The following is a 15,747-nucleotide window of genomic DNA, read 5'->3' as shown; positions in this document are numbered from 1 at the left end:
AATTCCTCCTTTAATATGGTCCTTTATAATCACCAATATCAGTTACTTTTACCATATGATCATCATATTTGTCTATATATAAGGAGCCAGAAGGAGTTAAGGTCGCAAGAAATACTTCTGAAACATCCTTAACTTTATGAATTTTTAGTTGATTCATAAGCCATTTTTCAGTTTTATTAAGTTGTTTCAAATTTTCATTTATAAGAATTCCATCATATATGAGTTCAGTACTTATACCGCTTGGTTCTTTTTGAATACTCATATCCTTAGGTGTTAAAGGTTCATACTCTGGTTTCTTTAGAACAGATAATTGGCCATTTGGCTCAATAATTGCAAAATCTACTTGAGACAAATCAAAAATATCTTTAACTCTTAATAGTCCCATGAGATCTGATGCTGTATATTTCATTTTTTTTAATGCACTTTCCATTATCTTGCCATTCATAATTACAATTGTAGGTTCGCCTTCGATATATTTTGCAGCGTATCTCCATTTCTCGGTAATGTACTCCATTAAATATCCAAGTAAACACCAAGTAAGCAATCCAACAAAATGAGGCCATGCCCTGCTTGATAAGTCCGTAGTAAGAGTTGCAGCAATTGATCCAATTGTTATTCCAAGGGCATAATCAAAGAATGTCAGTTGACTTATTTGTTGTTTTCCAAGTATCTTTGCGAAAATAAGTAAAGAAAAGAATGCAATAATAGCACGCACAAAAACTACTAATCCTTCATTCAATTATCAGTACCTCCGATCTTAACAGGATATATTTATTATTCTACTTGAATCATATTTTATACTGTTAAATTAATTTTTATGTAGTTCCGGAAGAATAAAAGGTTTTTCGGAGGTAGCAAATAAATACATAAAAACCGAGAAGGGATCATTAGGACGTGTATGGCTTATATCGATCTTTACTTTTATAGATTATTGTTTCCACGCTATATCTACAGGAACAATTGGAAAGGCATTGATAGAAAAAACTAAAGGAATCAAAGAAAAATTAGCCTTACAACATTGCTATCATAATAATTTCTGTTTACTATTTTGGAATTTACATATATAAATATATAACATAAGAGTTATTTTTGATTTTTAAGAACCAATAGAACCGATATAATGAATTACTAAGTTCTATTGGTTTTTTTTTGTTATTTTTTTAGGATGTTTTTAATTTTAATGAAAGCACCTTGGCTTGAAGGGGATACATATCTTTCCTTTGGATATCTGTCTTCTACTGCTTTTATGTATTTATCTATAATAGAATCAAAATTAGTGGATTCTGTCAGCTTAAAGTATGTATATTGCTTGTTTTCTAGGGAATGTATATTATTTTTGAAATAAGAATGAATCTTCATCCAATTAAATTGTTTTGATATATTTTTTTGATTAAATCCAGTAGCATAGCTTCCTGGCTCTATTAATATTACAGGAATATTAACATTTTTAAGTTCTTTAAGCTCTTCGTTTAAAGACGGACATATGGATTCCAGTGCAAATTTAGTTGCGCAGTATGGAGATAAAAATGGAATGGGGGAGCGTCCAGCCAAAGATGATACAAAAATTATCCTTCCTTTTTTTCGAGGAATCATTTGTTTTAATACAAGTTGAGTCAATTCAATTGGACAAAAAACGTTTGTTTCAAAAGTTTCCCGATATATATCAGAATCCACTTCAGCCACTGAACCTGAATTTCCAATGGCTGCATTATTTATTAAAACATCAATTTCAAGATTAGTTATCTTCAATCTATCATTGCTATTTAAAATATCCAATTTAAAGCTTTCAATAGGAAGGTTATATTTTTTATTGAAAGAGTTAATTTCATTGGCTTGTTCTTCAGTATGAGTTGTTGCATAGACATAATGACCTCTATTTGCTAAAGCAAATGAAGCTTTACGTCCAAGACCGGAACCACAGCCGGTAATTAGAATTTTTTTCATGAGATCACCTTAATTTACTTAAGTATAGTATATGATATTTATAAATTGTATTTTTGAATAAAAACTTAAAAATGCAATTTATATGAATACATTTATGTAAGAGTTACGTTATTATTATCTCTATATTTAACAAAAATATTAATAGAGTGAATATATCTATAGATGAATTAAATTAATATAGCTTAAATACCGCACGTTCACAATAGGAATTTGCGGTATTTTATTTTAAAACTATTTAATTATGAAATTAAAAATACAGATGTATTATATGTCTAATAAATTAGACTTTTGATTATAAAATGGTTATTTGAGATTCTTCATCAACTCTTTGGATAGCGCCAATTATTCGTAATAAAGCACCAATACAAGAATATGTGAAACCAATAGTTATATTTATATTAGGGGTAATAGTAAAGTTAGTATTACCTTCTTGAATATTGTTATATACTTTGTAAAGTCTAATAAAAGAAACATTAGTATATGAAAGAACGGCATATAAAGAAATAAACAGGTATGATTTTATATAAAGAAATCATACCTGTTTATTTTTATTTAAAAGACAAATTAAATTATAATATATTTATTTTAGAGTGTCAGAAGTTTCAGACATTAATAATAGGGTATCATTTATTTTAGGAACTCTATCCTCATTAGTTAAGACAGTTAAATAGTCTCCAGGCAAAATAACAGTATCTCCCTTAGGAATTATTTCATTTTCGCCACGTCTAACTGCTACGAGGAGACAGCGAGATGGCCATTTTACATCTTTGATTTGTTTACCATCTAACTTCGATCCTATACATACAGCAAATTCCAGTATAGCTTTATTTATCTTATCGCCAATGGGTGTTCTATCACCTTGATTTTGCAGAAATTTTTCTAGTAAAGCTTCATATATAGGCTTAGAAGCAAGAAGGTCTGCTACAATATATGATATTACCGAGACAATAGCCAAAGCAAGCAAATGGTTAAATGAACCTGTCATTTCGGTAATTAGGATTGTTCCTGTTATTGGCGATTTTACTACTGAGGCGAAATATCCAGCCATAGCTAAGATTATAAAATTATTTATGTAAATGCTATCTAAGTGAGCAATGTGAATAAGAACTTCGCCATATACATTTCCAATTAGTGCTCCAATTGTAAGTAGCGGAAGGAAAATTCCTCCGGGAGCACCTGAGCCGAAACTAGCCATAGTAAATGAAAATTTAATAACTAGAATAATAACTAATAATATTAAAGAAAATTTATATTCAGTTAATGAAGTTATTAGTTCATGACCTCCACCTAAAGCTTCTGGTAATAAAAGACCTAGGGCTACTGATAATAATAGAGGAATTATAATTCTAAATTCTTTTTTTAGCCAAGCTTGTTTTATATATAGGTTTTGCGTCTTTAAAAGAACTTTATTAAAAAGGACCCCGAGAAATCCTACAATTACACCTAATATGATTACATAAAAGTAAAAGTTTAGTGGCAATGTAGCAAAAGCTCCAAAATTAAATACTGGTTTTAGTCCAAAGAAGCTGCTTGCAATAAAATCTGCTGATAATGCAGAGGAGAGTGCAGAAAGTAAAATTAATGGTGAAAAGTTTTTATGAACTTCCTCTAATGCAAACATTGCTCCAGCTAAAGGAGCGTTAAATGCAGCTGCGAGTCCTGCACTAGCACCACTAGTAATAAGATATTTTTCCTCAATTTTTATTCTTCTAAAGACTTTACTAAATCCTTGTCCTATTGCTGCACCTAATTGAACAGAAGGACCTTCTCTTCCTAATGAAAGGCCAGAACCTATTGAAAGGACACCTCCAAAGAACTTACCGAGAATGACTTTCCACCAAGTCATATCTAGTTCCCTAAGTAAAACTCCTTCAACCTGAGGTATTCCACTACCACTAATCATAGGTTCGTTTTTTACCATCAATCCCACTATGTAGCCAATGATTATCAGCAGCATAATCCATGGTAATAGAATAATGGGGTTAATTGATATAAGCTTATAAATATAACTTAAAAGATATCCTGCTTCTTCAAGTGCTAAACGATATAGCACAATTACTAAACCAGTGACCATACCTATGCATATTCCTTCAAATACAAGTTTTAATTTAAAACTATGCCAATGAAACAAAGTGCTATAGGTACTCTGTTTTTTTTCCATTTCTATTCCTCCAATTTATTTATATGAAAATTATTTGCTATATAATTATACAAACATATATATGTTATCATATGTATGAGAACATGTTAATAGTTAATGTGATTTTTAATTTTATTAAAGGTGAATAATTCATAACAAATTTGCACTAGTTTATAAATATAAAAAAGACTGCCTTTTCTCTAAAACTGAAAAAGCAGTCAATTAGTTCTTATTAAATATATTATAATTTAAGCTTAAGCTCCAATTATTAATTAATATTCTTTACCCAAATATTCATATCTTCAAAAGTGCCACATATATTGCAGTTGTTTACCATTCTTCCTGTAAATTTATAATTATGCTTACTTAATACAAAGTTTATACTAGGGTTTATAGCTCTACATAAACTATATAAAGTAAGGAAACCTTTAGCTTTAAGATCGCATTCTAAAGAATAGATTACATTTGCAAGAATCCCTTTACCTCTATATGCAGGAGAAGTAGCGCAGTCTGTTATTTCAGCATTTAAATTTTCCATATCCATATCTGCTGAAGCTATGCTAACTATTTTTTCATCATAAACGGCAACTTTATATAAAATTTTATTATTCATAGTCTCTTTTAAATAATTTTGATTATATATAGGGGTAGGGTAAGTTAAAAATACTGTAGAAAATAGCTTGATCATTTCAGGAATATCGTTTTCAGTAGCAGTTCTTATTTGATATACCTGATTATTTTTATTGTATACATAGCTGTTTTGCAAACTTAGACATTGCTTTACGAGTAGGTCTTTTTGAGTAAAATTACTGCATATATTTCTATCACTATTAATATAATAAGACATACAAAATGCATCTTCACCTTTAAAATATCCATTAATTCTACCTTCTATAGCAAAGCCAGCACTTACAAAAGATTCCAAAGACTCTTTGTTAGAATTGCATATAATTTTTCCTAGGTGAAGTTTTGATGAAAAATGAATTATTCTTTTAAGACTTTGAAGCGAAATAGCATTTAAATCAAGTATTTTTAGACGTTTATTTGTTAAATCAACAAAGGCTTTTGTACGATCTATCTTAGTATAATAATCATTGTTTAAGTCGCATCTATCTGCTCTCATAAAATTGTTCTCTCCTTTTCATTCTAACGTTACTTTTTGGCGTCAGACAAATTCTTTCATCCCTATAGAGTTTTTCAAGACCTTTATATTCGTCTTTCTTAAATTTATCACATATTCCACAATTCTTGCATTCATGGCTTTTATCAGAAGGTTCAGTATAGGTGCACAATGTACCTTCATAATTTCTTTTACAAATTAAAAACTCCTCTCAAACGTTAACATATTTAATTGTAAATTCTAATTGATTATTGAATATCTGCTGCTATTAGACTATCAAGATTATTATTAGAGTCAAAATTATTTTCATGAGCATATAAATCTTTTATTATCTTTGATAGGCTTAAAACATCACTCATTTCATAGAATCCAATCTTATCTTGTATAAAACTTATTGCATGGATTGCTCCACTGGCAAAAACTTTTCTCGAAAAGGATTCATGAGAAATTGTAATTCTGTCATTTTCTCCAACAATCATAACTTCATGTTTTCCAACAACACCACCAGCTCTAACTGAATTAATTGGAATATTTTCTTTAGAAATATCCTTACCTAAGTAAACTAACCCATCTTTTATTTCATTAGCTATCTTTAAAGCAGTACCAGATGGAATGTCCTTTTTTTCTCTATGATGTATCTCAGAAATTTGAAAATCATAATTATTTAATAGGATGGAAGCTAATTTGGTTAATATCATCAGCACATTTACTCCAAGAGTTATGTTGGGAGCATACACTATGCCAGTGTGATTTCTATAGGCTAGATTTCTTATTTTATCTAAATCTACTTCTGAAAATCCTGTGGTACCTATTATCATATTAATCCCCATTTGAGATATTGTTCTAGAGTTCTTTAAAGTAGCTTCAGGCGTAGAAAAATCGACTACAACATCTGGCCTGCAAAGTACAAGTGTTTCTTCTAGTTTATTAGTTCCTTCAATTTTTATACCAATTTCTTGAATTCCAATTACTTCACCTAGATCAATATGCTTTTTCAAGCTCCCAGGGCTGCACATGGCAGCTACAATTTTCATATTCCTTTGGTTGAATATCATTTTTGCAATTTCTTTTCCTGTTTTTCCAAGTCCAATTAAACATACTTTTAACATAAAAAGCCTCCTTTTTTAAATTACTAGTTAAAAAATAATAAGCTATAGAGAAGTCTCTATAGCTTATTAAGCAATAATATTTATGGGTATACTAAAAAAAAGTATATTAGCAGTATACAAAAACTTCTCTTCAACGCTTACGAGATTAGCTGACGGATTCGGATTGAAGAAAAATAACCCTACTTATCCTAAAATAAGATTCACCCCAAAAAATGGTTCTCCCGCTCAAAAAGATTCAGCGTTATAATTATTCTTTTTTTTGTCATTATCTGTATATAAGCATATCATGTCAACATATATATGTCAATATATATAGATATGTATATATTAAATCAAATATTGGCTTTTGCTTAACATACATATGAATTTAATATTTTAGAAATTATAATAAATAACTTTAAATATTCATAGGATTTTTGAATATATGGCATAGCAAAAAGGATATTAATGTTTAGTATATATTGACGCATATATATGTTGGTGTTAGTATAATTAAGTCATGGTATATTTATAAGAAAATAGAGTGATTTATAATAAGTAGTTAATTATATATGGAGGTTATTTATGGATAACAAGCTTACATCAAAAGAGGAATTAATAATTAAAATGGAGGAATTAATATCTAATAATGAAGGTCCTTTTAGCATAGTTGTTGCAGATATTGATGATTTTAAGAATTTGAATAATTTATATGGTAACTCTATTGGAGATGAGGTAATAAAAAAGCTTATTTCAATTTTAAATAACAATTTATCTTCAACAGATATGGTATTTAGATCAGGTGATGAATTTAATATATTACTTGTAAAAAAGGGAGCGGAAAGAAGCTTTATGGAGCTTGAAGAAATAAGAAGGTATTTATCAGATAATACATTTAATTTAGATGAAAATTCTGATGATAATGTTTATTTTACTTTAAGTTTCGGTGTAGCGAGTTATCCAAGAGATGCTAAAAATGTAGTTGAACTTTTTAGAGTAGCTGATAGTGCATTATTTAGGGCAAAAGAATTAGGTAAGAATAGAGTATGTCTTTCTGAAGCAGAGAGTATGGTACTAAAATCTAATTATTTCACTAAGACTCAACTTGATAGATTATCAAGGTTGTCAAAAGCAACTGATAGAACCGAAGCATTTCTTCTTAGAGAAGCCCTAGATGATTTGTTTAAAAAATATAGCAAATAGTCATTAAGCGCATTGAGCAAATCTTGATTATTACATTAATGTGTAATATAATATATAATATAAAATGAATTAATGTGGTTAGATACGGTTGGGCAAATTATATAATTTGTTTTCAAGCAATTAGTTTCTGGGGTGGGAAGCTCTTTTTTGAGTTTTACCGCCTCTTTTTTTTATGGAGATTTTTAATAAAGCCAAAACATTTTTAAGTAATATTCTAGCTAGCATCGCATTAAAAAGGAGGGTAATAATGAAAGATAAAATAAAAACTAAAATATTAAGTCCATTCTTATACTTTTTAAAAAGTGAGTCTTCTAGTGGTATAATTCTTTTAATTTGCGCTATTGCAGCAATTATGATTGCAAATTCGAGCTTTTCAGGAGGCTATGAGCATATATTCCACACAAATATAACGATTGGATATGGTGTGTTTTCATTATCAATGTCAGTTCTTCACTGGATTAATGATGGATTGATGGCTATATTTTTCTTAGTTGTTGGTATGGAAATAAAAAGAGAGGTTGTGTTTGGTGAACTAAAATCTTTTAAAAGGACAATACTTCCAATATCTGCAGCTATAGGAGGAATGATTGTGCCTGCAATTATTTATGCATTATTTAACTATAAGGAGCCAACCATTACAGGATGGGGGATACCCATGGCAACAGATATTGCATTTGCACTTGGAATGCTTTCTTTAGTTGCAAAAAATGCTCCAAAAGGAATAGTTGTATTTCTTACTGCGCTCGCTATAGTTGATGATTTGGGTGCTATTATAGTAATAGCAATATTTTATAATAGTCAAATTTCATGGATAGCGCTTTTATTAGGATTAATAGTTTTTACTACGCTTATCTTGGCTAATAAATTTAAAATTAAATATACATCTATTTATATTATTTTAGGTATAATTCTATGGATTTGTCTTTTAAAATCCGGTATACATGCAACAATTGCAGGAGTCTTACTAGGCATGTCATTGCCAATTGGAGAAAATATTCATAAATTTAAAACTTCAATATTGTATAAACTCGAACATATTTTAACACCATGGTCTAGCTTTTTGATTATGCCAATATTTGCGTTTGCAAATGCAGGTATAATAATTAATACTGATAATTTTTCAGGCAGTTTGTTTTCACCAGCTTCATTAGGAATTATATTTGGTCTTTTTGTAGGAAAGCAAATTGGTATATTTGGAACTTCATTTATTTTAATAAAATTGAAAATAGCTAAGTTTCCATCTAATGTAACCAAAAGACATTTATATGGTGCAAGTGTTTTTGGTGGCATTGGATTTACTATGTCAATATTTGTGTCATCATTGTCATTTGCAGATGCCAATATATTATCTGAAGCAAAAATGTGTATTATGATTGCATCAATTTTAGCTGCAACATATGGTACAATAGTATTTAAATTTATAAATTTTAAAAATGAGAAATTAAACTACAAACAAAGCTAAAGGCTATAAGCATTGAATTTTCAATGTTTATAGCCTTTACTTAAGCCACTTTATTAGAATCATCACTAAGAGTTACATCTAGAGCTATTCAAAGTTTTGCTGATATTATAGTATTTAATTTATTAATTGAATTAGATAGGCTTCCAATTTGTTTTTCCAAGCGGATTAGTAATATGCAGTTACCGCTATAGGAAAACCATTGTTAGCCACGATACTAATTAATTCATTAGTATCCATTATGTTATCACCTCCTATTAAAGATATATGGCTAACATGTATATTTAACATGGTGAATTTAAATACAAGTTGATATTTGATGACTAGTTTAACAATAGAATATTTAAAATTGTTAAATTTTCGATATTATCAATTGCAATTCATAGTAGCGCTTTCATGAAAGTAATACAGTGCCATTTTTTAAATATGAGCTTTGGATATATGTTTAAATATCGTATGATGCTAATATGGCAAAGAATAAATATTGTGAAGAATGTTACCATAGAAGAATACATGTTCTTCAGAATATTAGAATTTAGAAAATTGATGTATAATGTATTAAGAAATATCAATAAGAAAAGGAGGGGGCATAACATATGCTTGTACCTAATAAAAATCCAAAAGTATATGATCAAGTTATAGAGAAAATTAAGGATAAAATAAAATATGGAGAAATAAAAAAGGGAGATAAATTGCCGACAGAAAGAGAAATGGCAGAATCTCTTGAGGTATCGCGTGCATCTGTGAGGGAAGCGATGAGGGCTTTAGAAGTCATAGGATTAATAGAAAGCAGGCATGGAGCTGGAAATTATATACGAACAAATTTTAATAACTCTTTGCTTGAACCTCTTTCAATAATGTTTATGCTGCAGGAGAGTTCGCCAAAAGAAATGTATGATTTAAGGGAAACACTAGAACTTCAATGTTCTAAATTAGCAGCTAAGAATATAGACGATGGTGAGCTTAAAATCTTAACAGAGTTATTGGATAAGATGTATGTTGCTAGTAGTGAAGAAGAAAGTGTTGAATTAGATATTAAGTTCCATCAATTAATTGCAAAGGCTTCAAGAAATGTATTATTAATTAATGTACTTAATGTTATATCTCAACTTGTAGACGAATTCATACGGAATGCTAGAATGCAAATTTTTCATGAGGGAAATACCAAAGAAAGCTTATTATGGATACATGAGAATTTATTAAGAAATTTAAAGAAAAGGGATGAGTCACTAGCTTACAATGCTATGCAAGAACATTTCGATCTAATTAGGAAATCTTATGGATACGAAAATTAGAATTGTGTTCTAAATGAAAATATAAAATCTTATAAGAGTGATCTTAAAAAATTTAATAACGCTACGTGTTAAGATTTCATATCTAATTGAAGAAGATATTATATATTTTAGACAAGCCACTGAGAGAATGGGAGGAGTAAGATAATTTGAATAAAAATCCATATGAACAATTTCCTCATATTTCAGATGATGAAATAACACTAAGAAAAATTTTTGATATTGACCTTGACGAAATTTTCGAAATATATAGAAATGAAGAACTTTTTAAATATTCTCCTGTAATGATTAAAAAGAATAAAAATACCGTTGTTAATATGATAGGACATTTTGAGAGAGATTTTCATAAGAAAAAATGCATATTTCTTGGCATATGTCTAAATAATGAACCGGAGAAGGTTGTTGGAATAGCAGAGATATTTGATTATTCTAACGAGGTAAATATGATAACTATAGGCTATAGGTTGAACAATAAGTTTTGGGGTAATGGAATTGCGACTAAAGCTGTAAGGGTGATGGTAGACTATTTATTTAATGACATTGGAATTAATAGAATACAAGCATTTGTAATGCCAGAAAATATTAAATCCCAGAATGTATTGAAAAAAATGGTTTTATTAAAGAGGGGACAATTAGGCAGGGATATACTTGGAAGGGACAAGATGTTGTTGATTTGAATCTATATTATTTATTAAAATCTGAAGCTGAAAAATAGATATTTTTATTTCCTAAATTTCTCATTTTGTATACAAACAATCAAATCACATATAATACTATAAAGGATAAAACCAAGGAGCTTATTTTAATGCTAGATGTAGAAACTAATTTTGATGAATTAGTGGATTATTCTTTGAGTTAGAAAAAAGTGATAATAAATATCTAATCTGTAAATTTAAGATTTATGGAAAGAAAATCCTAATAAACATAGATTCTTCTCTAATAATATGTTACTATAATTATATCCATAATATTACTAGAAAGCACCAATAAAGGTAGGTCAGTTAGAAATACTTGGCATGCCTTTTTTGTAAATTTTCAGAATTTTATATGCAAAAATCAATCATGAAGCAGAAATAATCATATTAATTGCCAGGAAAATAAAAATTAATAAGTATGTATATTTTACTTTGTTCTTATAAAAGTATTGTTTTATGAAATGTTGGGAATACTTAATAATGGGAAAAGTCTAGTAAACTATAAATCATAACTTGCTTCTACAAGTGATGATATGCTTGACAAATCAAAATACAATATTTTTATAAGGAGGATATTTATGAAAACAGGTACAGTAAAGTTTTTTAATTCAGAAAAGGGATTTGGTTTTATAGAGGTAGAGGGAGAAAAAGATGTTTTTGTACATTCATCTTCTCTTTCAGGATTTAGTATACAAGAAGGAGATAAAGTTCAGTTTGATGTTGAAAAAGGTACAAAAGGTCCTCAAGCAACCAATATTCAAAAAGTATAAAATAGCTTCTTGATGTTTATTAACAACATAATAGGTGATTTTTGCCGCCTTGTTTTAAGGTGGCTTTTTATTGAAATAAAGTAAAATTTGATTAAGGTGGGGGATTGGAATCTCCATCTGAATCTTAGTTGAACCAATCTTAGGGCATGTTACTGTTATCTACAACCTAAAAAGAGGTGGGAGTGTTACATTGTCTAGAGATCAGATAAATTTATAAAAAAGAAAGAAGGGGTTAATTTGGGAAATAAGGTATTTAGTGAATTAGGTCTTGATGAGAGTATTCTTAAGGCCATTGATGCAATGGGATTTGAAGAACCTTCTAAGATTCAAGCTGAGGTAATACCAGTTCTTTTAGAAGGTCATGATGTTATTGGGCAGGCACAAACAGGAACAGGAAAGACACTGGCATTTGGTGCACCAATATTAAGCAGAATTGGAAAGCAAGATGGTAAGGTAAATAGTATAATACTAACGCCTACAAGAGAACTTGCTATACAGGTAAATGATGAATTGAATCGTATAGCTAAATTTACTAAGATTAAGTTGCTTCCTGTATACGGTGGTCAACCTATTGACAGGCAGATTTCAGCTTTACGTAGAGGGATAGATATAGTAGTAGGAACTCCAGGTAGAGTGTTGGATTTAATAAGAAGAAAAGTTTTAAATTTGAGCTCTATTAGATTTCTTGTATTAGATGAAGCCGATGAAATGTTAAACATGGGATTTATTGATGATATAGAAGAAATAATAAAAAATTCAAATCAAGACAGACAGACAATGTTGTTTTCAGCTACTATGCCTGAAGAAATCAAAAGACTTGCTAAAAGATATATGAAGTCTGAAACGAAACACATAGCCATTTTAAAAAATGCAATGACTGTAGCTACAGTGGATCAATACTATTATGAAATTAAAAACAAGGATAGATTTGAAACACTATGTAGGATACTTGATGTTGATGAACCTACATCTGCAATAATCTTTTGTAAGACCAAAAGGAACGTTGATGAACTTGTTGAAGGTCTTCAGGGAAGAGGGTATACTGCTGAAGGAATGCATGGAGATATGAATCAAAATCAGAGAATAAATACCTTAAGAAAATTTAAAGAAGGAAATTTAGAATTCCTGATAGCAACTGATGTTGCTGCAAGAGGCATAGATGTTGAAAATGTAACGCACGTAATAAATTACGATTTGCCTCAGGACGTAGAATCCTATGTTCACAGAATAGGCAGAACAGGTAGAGCAAATAGAAAAGGTGTTGCTTACACATTGGTTACTGCAAGAGAATATATGTCTCTTAAACATATTGAAAAGGTTATAAAAAGCAAGATAAGAAGAAGAGAAATTCCTACTGTTGATGAAATATTTGTTTCAAAGTACAAAAATATGTTTTCAAAGATAAAGGAAACTTTGGAGCAGGATAGTTATAAGAAATTTATACCAATGGCAACAGAACTTGATGAAGAGTTTAACCTCGTAGAAGTAGCAGCGGCATTAATGGATATGGTATATAGTAAAGAAGTGAACTATGACTATACTGAAAATGAAATAGGTTCGAAGACAGATTACAAGAGACTGTTTTTGAATGTAGGACGCTTGGATAAGATTAATCCAAGGAAGCTAGTGGATTTCTTTAATGAGAATGCAAAGGTAAAAAGAGAAGATGTTGGAGATATTGATATTCTTGAAAAGTTTTCATTTGTAAATGTAACAGAGGCTGCAGCGGAATCCATAATGAAGCATTGCACTGGAAAGAAATTTGCTGGAAGAAAGCTAAATGTCGAAATTTCAACAAAATCAAAAAGATAATTTAAAATTATACCTATGAACAAGACACATGAAGAAAGTGTTTGGTCTATAGGTATTTTTTTATTGTTCTTAGTATAGGGTCAGAACACTAGAACAAATATGGTAATATTATAAAAAATATATATTCTTGAGAATATGCACTTTAAAAAGAAAAAATGGTGGAACTTGCATCTATTAAGGATTATGATTTATTATTGCAAATATTTAGTATTGCATTTTATAATTTCCAATGTTATACTTCCTATAAGGTACTTTGGTACCTTATAGGAAGTATAACATTCGTACCTTTAGGTTTTGTAAATTCTAGATTATTAATTGGATTATTAGAGTGGTGATTTATCTCCGATGGCCACAAAAATATTTTCTTATACTTGCTGCTATAAGCCGGCAAGCACCATCAATAGAATTAGAAATCGCTGATTATGGTTCATTAAGAGAAGATCTAATAGTACTATTTAAGGTTTTAGATCCAATCTTTGAAATTATAAGACCTGATGATATACGAGATGTAATTTCAAATGAAGGCATAAAATGAATTAGTTTGTTAAAGGAGTAATTAATTTATGAAGAAATATGTATTGCTAATTATATTACCAACGCTTATAGGAACCTCTCTTTTTACGGGATGCGCTGTAAAAAATAATAAGAATGAAAATGCTATTCAAGTAGAAGAGGTTAATAAGCAAAATTCCATATATCTTATGGCTGGAATGATTGAGACTGATAATCAAGTTAATGTATCTTCAAAAATTTCCGCTAGAGTTTCAGATGTATTAGTTAATGTAGGATCAACTGTAAATCAAGGTGATGCTGTGATTACATTAGATACTCAGGATCTTCAGGCACAGGTAGATCAAGCGCAGGCAGCAGTAAATACTGCAAATGCAAATTTAAATAATGCTATGAATAGCACTCGGCCTGAACAAATATCACAAGCGCAAGCAACTTTGGATAGCGCTAAAGCAACCTATGATGTTGCTAAAAAGAATTATGATCGTACAAAAGCTTTAGTTGATGCTAGCGCAGCTACAGAGGTGCAGCTTGAAACTGCACAACAGCAACTCACCTCAGCTGAGTCAGGACAAAAGTCTGCAGAAGAACAATTAGAAATGCTTAAAAATGGTGCTACAGAAACAAGTATAGATGTTTACAAGGCTCAAGTACATCAAGCTGAAGAAGCAGTAAAAACAGCGCAGGTGGCATTAAATAATGGAACCATTACAGCACCTATTTCAGGTAATGTTACTGTTAAGAATATAAATAAAGGCGAAATGGCAGCACCTGGCAGCACACTTATCTCAATATCTAATCCAGATGCTTTGTGTGTAAATGCATATGCGCCTCTAAGGATTGTAAAAGATTTAAAAGAGGGACAAACTGTAGCAGTTAAAGTATACGAAATAGAAGATTCAGAATTTGAAGGAACCATATCAGTAATAAATTCAACATTAAACTCTCAAAACTCCAATGTTTTAGTTAAAATAGTTTTAACAGATTCAAAGGGGCAATTGAAACCAGGTATGTTTGCTGAAGTTGGTATAAAAGGCTAAGAAAGGATGACAGGGATGAAAGAAAAACGTAAAACAATAATTTTATTAATATTATGTGCAATGTTAATTACCCTTGGTGGAGTAGGTTTTTATTACTGGTATAACAATGAAAACTTTGTTTCAACAGAAGATGCAAAGGTTGACGGAGATTTTATCAGCATAACTCCGCAAGTATCAGGTAAACTTCTTGAATTTAATGCAAAAGAAGGGGATAAAGATATAAAAGATCAAATTTTAGGTCGTGTGGATGCTAATGGTTTAGCAGATGCTAATATTGATTCAGCCTTACTTAGAGCACCAACTAATGGGATAATTATTAAAAAGGAAGCTGAGGAGGGACAATATGTTTCGGCTGGATCGACACTTGCTGTAATGACTGATCCAGAAAAGCTTTATATAACTGCTAATATAGAAGAAATCAAGGTTGAAAAATTACATGAAGGACAAAGTGTAGATATAAAAATTGATCAATTTGAGGGGAAATCATTTAAAGGCAAAGTTGAGTATATAGGAAAAGCTTCAAATTCAGCATTTTCACTTCTACCATCCTCTTCTGGTGGAACTTTCACTAAGGTTGTTCAAAAGGTACCTGTAAAAATTGAATTTGAGAAAAATGATGCTAATCTTCTACCTGGTACAAATGCAGATATAAAAATACATATAAAGTAGGTGGG

The 15,747-nt window shown here is 29.9% G+C and carries 14 protein-coding genes, 1 pseudogene, 1 riboswitch and 1 other annotated feature; of the genes and pseudogenes, 8 read left to right on the top strand and 7 right to left on the bottom strand.

Going from position 1 to position 15,747, the window contains the following annotated elements; all coding sequences use genetic code 11:
- Positions 1 to 10: 10 nt before the first annotated feature.
- From F3K33_RS14950 to dapB, 6 genes are all read right to left on the bottom strand, one after another.
- Complete coding sequence (locus F3K33_RS14950; protein ID WP_012059136.1) at positions 11 to 739, bottom strand: DUF421 domain-containing protein; 729 nt, start codon at positions 737 to 739, stop codon at positions 11 to 13.
- 413 nt (positions 740 to 1,152) lie between these two features.
- Positions 1,153 to 1,944: an SDR family NAD(P)-dependent oxidoreductase gene (locus F3K33_RS14945; RefSeq protein WP_012059135.1), complete on the bottom strand. Its 792-nt coding sequence runs from the start codon at positions 1,942 to 1,944 to the stop codon at positions 1,153 to 1,155.
- A 580-nt stretch (positions 1,945 to 2,524) separates the two neighbouring features.
- Positions 2,525 to 4,105: a chloride channel protein gene (locus tag F3K33_RS14935; protein WP_039771399.1), complete on the bottom strand. Its 1,581-nt coding sequence runs from the start codon at positions 4,103 to 4,105 to the stop codon at positions 2,525 to 2,527.
- Between the two features lie 247 nt (positions 4,106 to 4,352).
- Positions 4,353 to 5,207, bottom strand: a complete 855-nt coding sequence (ablB, locus tag F3K33_RS14930) for a putative beta-lysine N-acetyltransferase (protein WP_039771397.1) — start codon at positions 5,205 to 5,207, stop codon at positions 4,353 to 4,355.
- Positions 5,194 to 5,376, bottom strand: coding sequence for a hypothetical protein (locus F3K33_RS14925; protein ID WP_241395457.1), 183 nt, complete (start codon positions 5,374 to 5,376; stop codon positions 5,194 to 5,196). The genes ablB and F3K33_RS14925 overlap by 14 nt, the downstream gene beginning before the upstream one ends.
- Before the next feature lie 76 nt (positions 5,377 to 5,452).
- A complete protein-coding gene (gene dapB, locus F3K33_RS14920; protein WP_039771395.1) occupies positions 5,453 to 6,313 on the bottom strand; it encodes a 4-hydroxy-tetrahydrodipicolinate reductase in 861 nt (286 codons plus the stop codon).
- A gap of 119 nt (positions 6,314 to 6,432) precedes the next feature.
- Positions 6,433 to 6,564: riboswitch (cyclic di-AMP (ydaO/yuaA leader) on the bottom strand.
- 313 nt (positions 6,565 to 6,877) lie between these two features.
- Here dapB and F3K33_RS14915 point away from each other — a divergent pair.
- Together F3K33_RS14915 and nhaA are read left to right on the top strand one after the other, a co-directional pair.
- The gene (locus tag F3K33_RS14915; RefSeq protein WP_023975804.1) at positions 6,878 to 7,495 is read left to right on the top strand and encodes a GGDEF domain-containing protein; all 618 of its coding nucleotides are present in this window, start codon (positions 6,878 to 6,880) and stop codon (positions 7,493 to 7,495) included.
- An 86-nt stretch (positions 7,496 to 7,581) separates the two neighbouring features.
- Positions 7,582 to 7,637: a sequence feature (sodium ion sensor (DUF1646 type); this cis-regulatory element may regulate processes involved in with the transportation of sodium ions), on the top strand.
- Between the two features lie 105 nt (positions 7,638 to 7,742).
- The gene (gene nhaA / locus F3K33_RS14910) at positions 7,743 to 8,957 is read left to right on the top strand and encodes a Na+/H+ antiporter NhaA (RefSeq protein ID WP_039771393.1); all 1,215 of its coding nucleotides are present in this window, start codon (positions 7,743 to 7,745) and stop codon (positions 8,955 to 8,957) included.
- An 88-nt stretch (positions 8,958 to 9,045) separates the two neighbouring features.
- Here the strand turns inward: nhaA and F3K33_RS26795 are convergent.
- Positions 9,046 to 9,194: pseudogene (locus F3K33_RS26795) on the bottom strand (YvrJ family protein).
- 356 nt (positions 9,195 to 9,550) lie between these two features.
- Between F3K33_RS26795 and F3K33_RS14900 the strand changes: the two are divergent.
- The 6 genes from F3K33_RS14900 to F3K33_RS14865 all read left to right on the top strand — a co-directional run bounded on the left by F3K33_RS14900 (position 9,551) and on the right by F3K33_RS14865 (position 15,742).
- Positions 9,551 to 10,249 (top strand): FadR/GntR family transcriptional regulator, encoded by a 699-nt coding sequence (locus F3K33_RS14900; RefSeq protein ID WP_039771391.1) that lies wholly within the window; start codon positions 9,551 to 9,553, stop codon positions 10,247 to 10,249.
- A gap of 146 nt (positions 10,250 to 10,395) precedes the next feature.
- A complete protein-coding gene (locus tag F3K33_RS14895) occupies positions 10,396 to 10,923 on the top strand; it encodes a GNAT family N-acetyltransferase (RefSeq protein WP_243141288.1) in 528 nt (175 codons plus the stop codon).
- A gap of 596 nt (positions 10,924 to 11,519) precedes the next feature.
- Entirely contained in the window at positions 11,520 to 11,711 is a 192-nt protein-coding gene (locus F3K33_RS14885; RefSeq protein WP_039771389.1) for a cold-shock protein, read from the top strand.
- Positions 11,712 to 11,948: 237 nt separating this feature from the next.
- Positions 11,949 to 13,523, top strand: a complete 1,575-nt coding sequence (locus F3K33_RS14880) for a DEAD/DEAH box helicase (RefSeq protein WP_039771387.1) — start codon at positions 11,949 to 11,951, stop codon at positions 13,521 to 13,523.
- A gap of 563 nt (positions 13,524 to 14,086) precedes the next feature.
- Positions 14,087 to 15,073, top strand: coding sequence for an HlyD family secretion protein (locus tag F3K33_RS14870; protein WP_039771382.1), 987 nt, complete (start codon positions 14,087 to 14,089; stop codon positions 15,071 to 15,073).
- A 15-nt stretch (positions 15,074 to 15,088) separates the two neighbouring features.
- Positions 15,089 to 15,742 (top strand): HlyD family secretion protein, encoded by a 654-nt coding sequence (locus F3K33_RS14865; RefSeq protein ID WP_039771381.1) that lies wholly within the window; start codon positions 15,089 to 15,091, stop codon positions 15,740 to 15,742.
- Positions 15,743 to 15,747: the final 5 nt, after the last annotated feature.

Origin of the sequence: Clostridium beijerinckii, from assembly GCF_008705175.1 — a bacterium.
GTDB lineage: Bacteria > Bacillota > Clostridia > Clostridiales > Clostridiaceae > Clostridium > Clostridium beijerinckii.
The sequence above is the reverse complement of the archived record's forward strand: the minus strand, read 5'-3'. Positions and strand labels throughout refer to the sequence as shown.

Excerpts from the sequence above, each read along its gene's own strand:
- F3K33_RS14945 (WP_012059135.1), bottom strand. The coding sequence starts at position 1,944 with ATGAAAAAAATTCTAATTACCGGCTGTGGTTCCGGTCTTGGACGTAAA.
- F3K33_RS14935 (WP_039771399.1), bottom strand. The coding sequence starts at position 4,105 with ATGGAAAAAAAACAGAGTACCTATAGCACTTTGTTTCATTGGCATAGT.
- ablB (WP_039771397.1), bottom strand. The coding sequence starts at position 5,207 with ATGAGAGCAGATAGATGCGACTTAAACAATGATTATTATACTAAGATA.
- dapB (WP_039771395.1), bottom strand. The coding sequence starts at position 6,313 with ATGTTAAAAGTATGTTTAATTGGACTTGGAAAAACAGGAAAAGAAATT.
- F3K33_RS14915 (WP_023975804.1), top strand. The coding sequence starts at position 6,878 with ATGGATAACAAGCTTACATCAAAAGAGGAATTAATAATTAAAATGGAG.
- nhaA (WP_039771393.1), top strand. The coding sequence starts at position 7,743 with ATGAAAGATAAAATAAAAACTAAAATATTAAGTCCATTCTTATACTTT.
- F3K33_RS14900 (WP_039771391.1), top strand. The coding sequence starts at position 9,551 with ATGCTTGTACCTAATAAAAATCCAAAAGTATATGATCAAGTTATAGAG.
- F3K33_RS14885 (WP_039771389.1), top strand. The coding sequence starts at position 11,520 with ATGAAAACAGGTACAGTAAAGTTTTTTAATTCAGAAAAGGGATTTGGT.
- F3K33_RS14870 (WP_039771382.1), top strand. The coding sequence starts at position 14,087 with ATGAAGAAATATGTATTGCTAATTATATTACCAACGCTTATAGGAACC.
- F3K33_RS14865 (WP_039771381.1), top strand. The coding sequence starts at position 15,089 with ATGAAAGAAAAACGTAAAACAATAATTTTATTAATATTATGTGCAATG.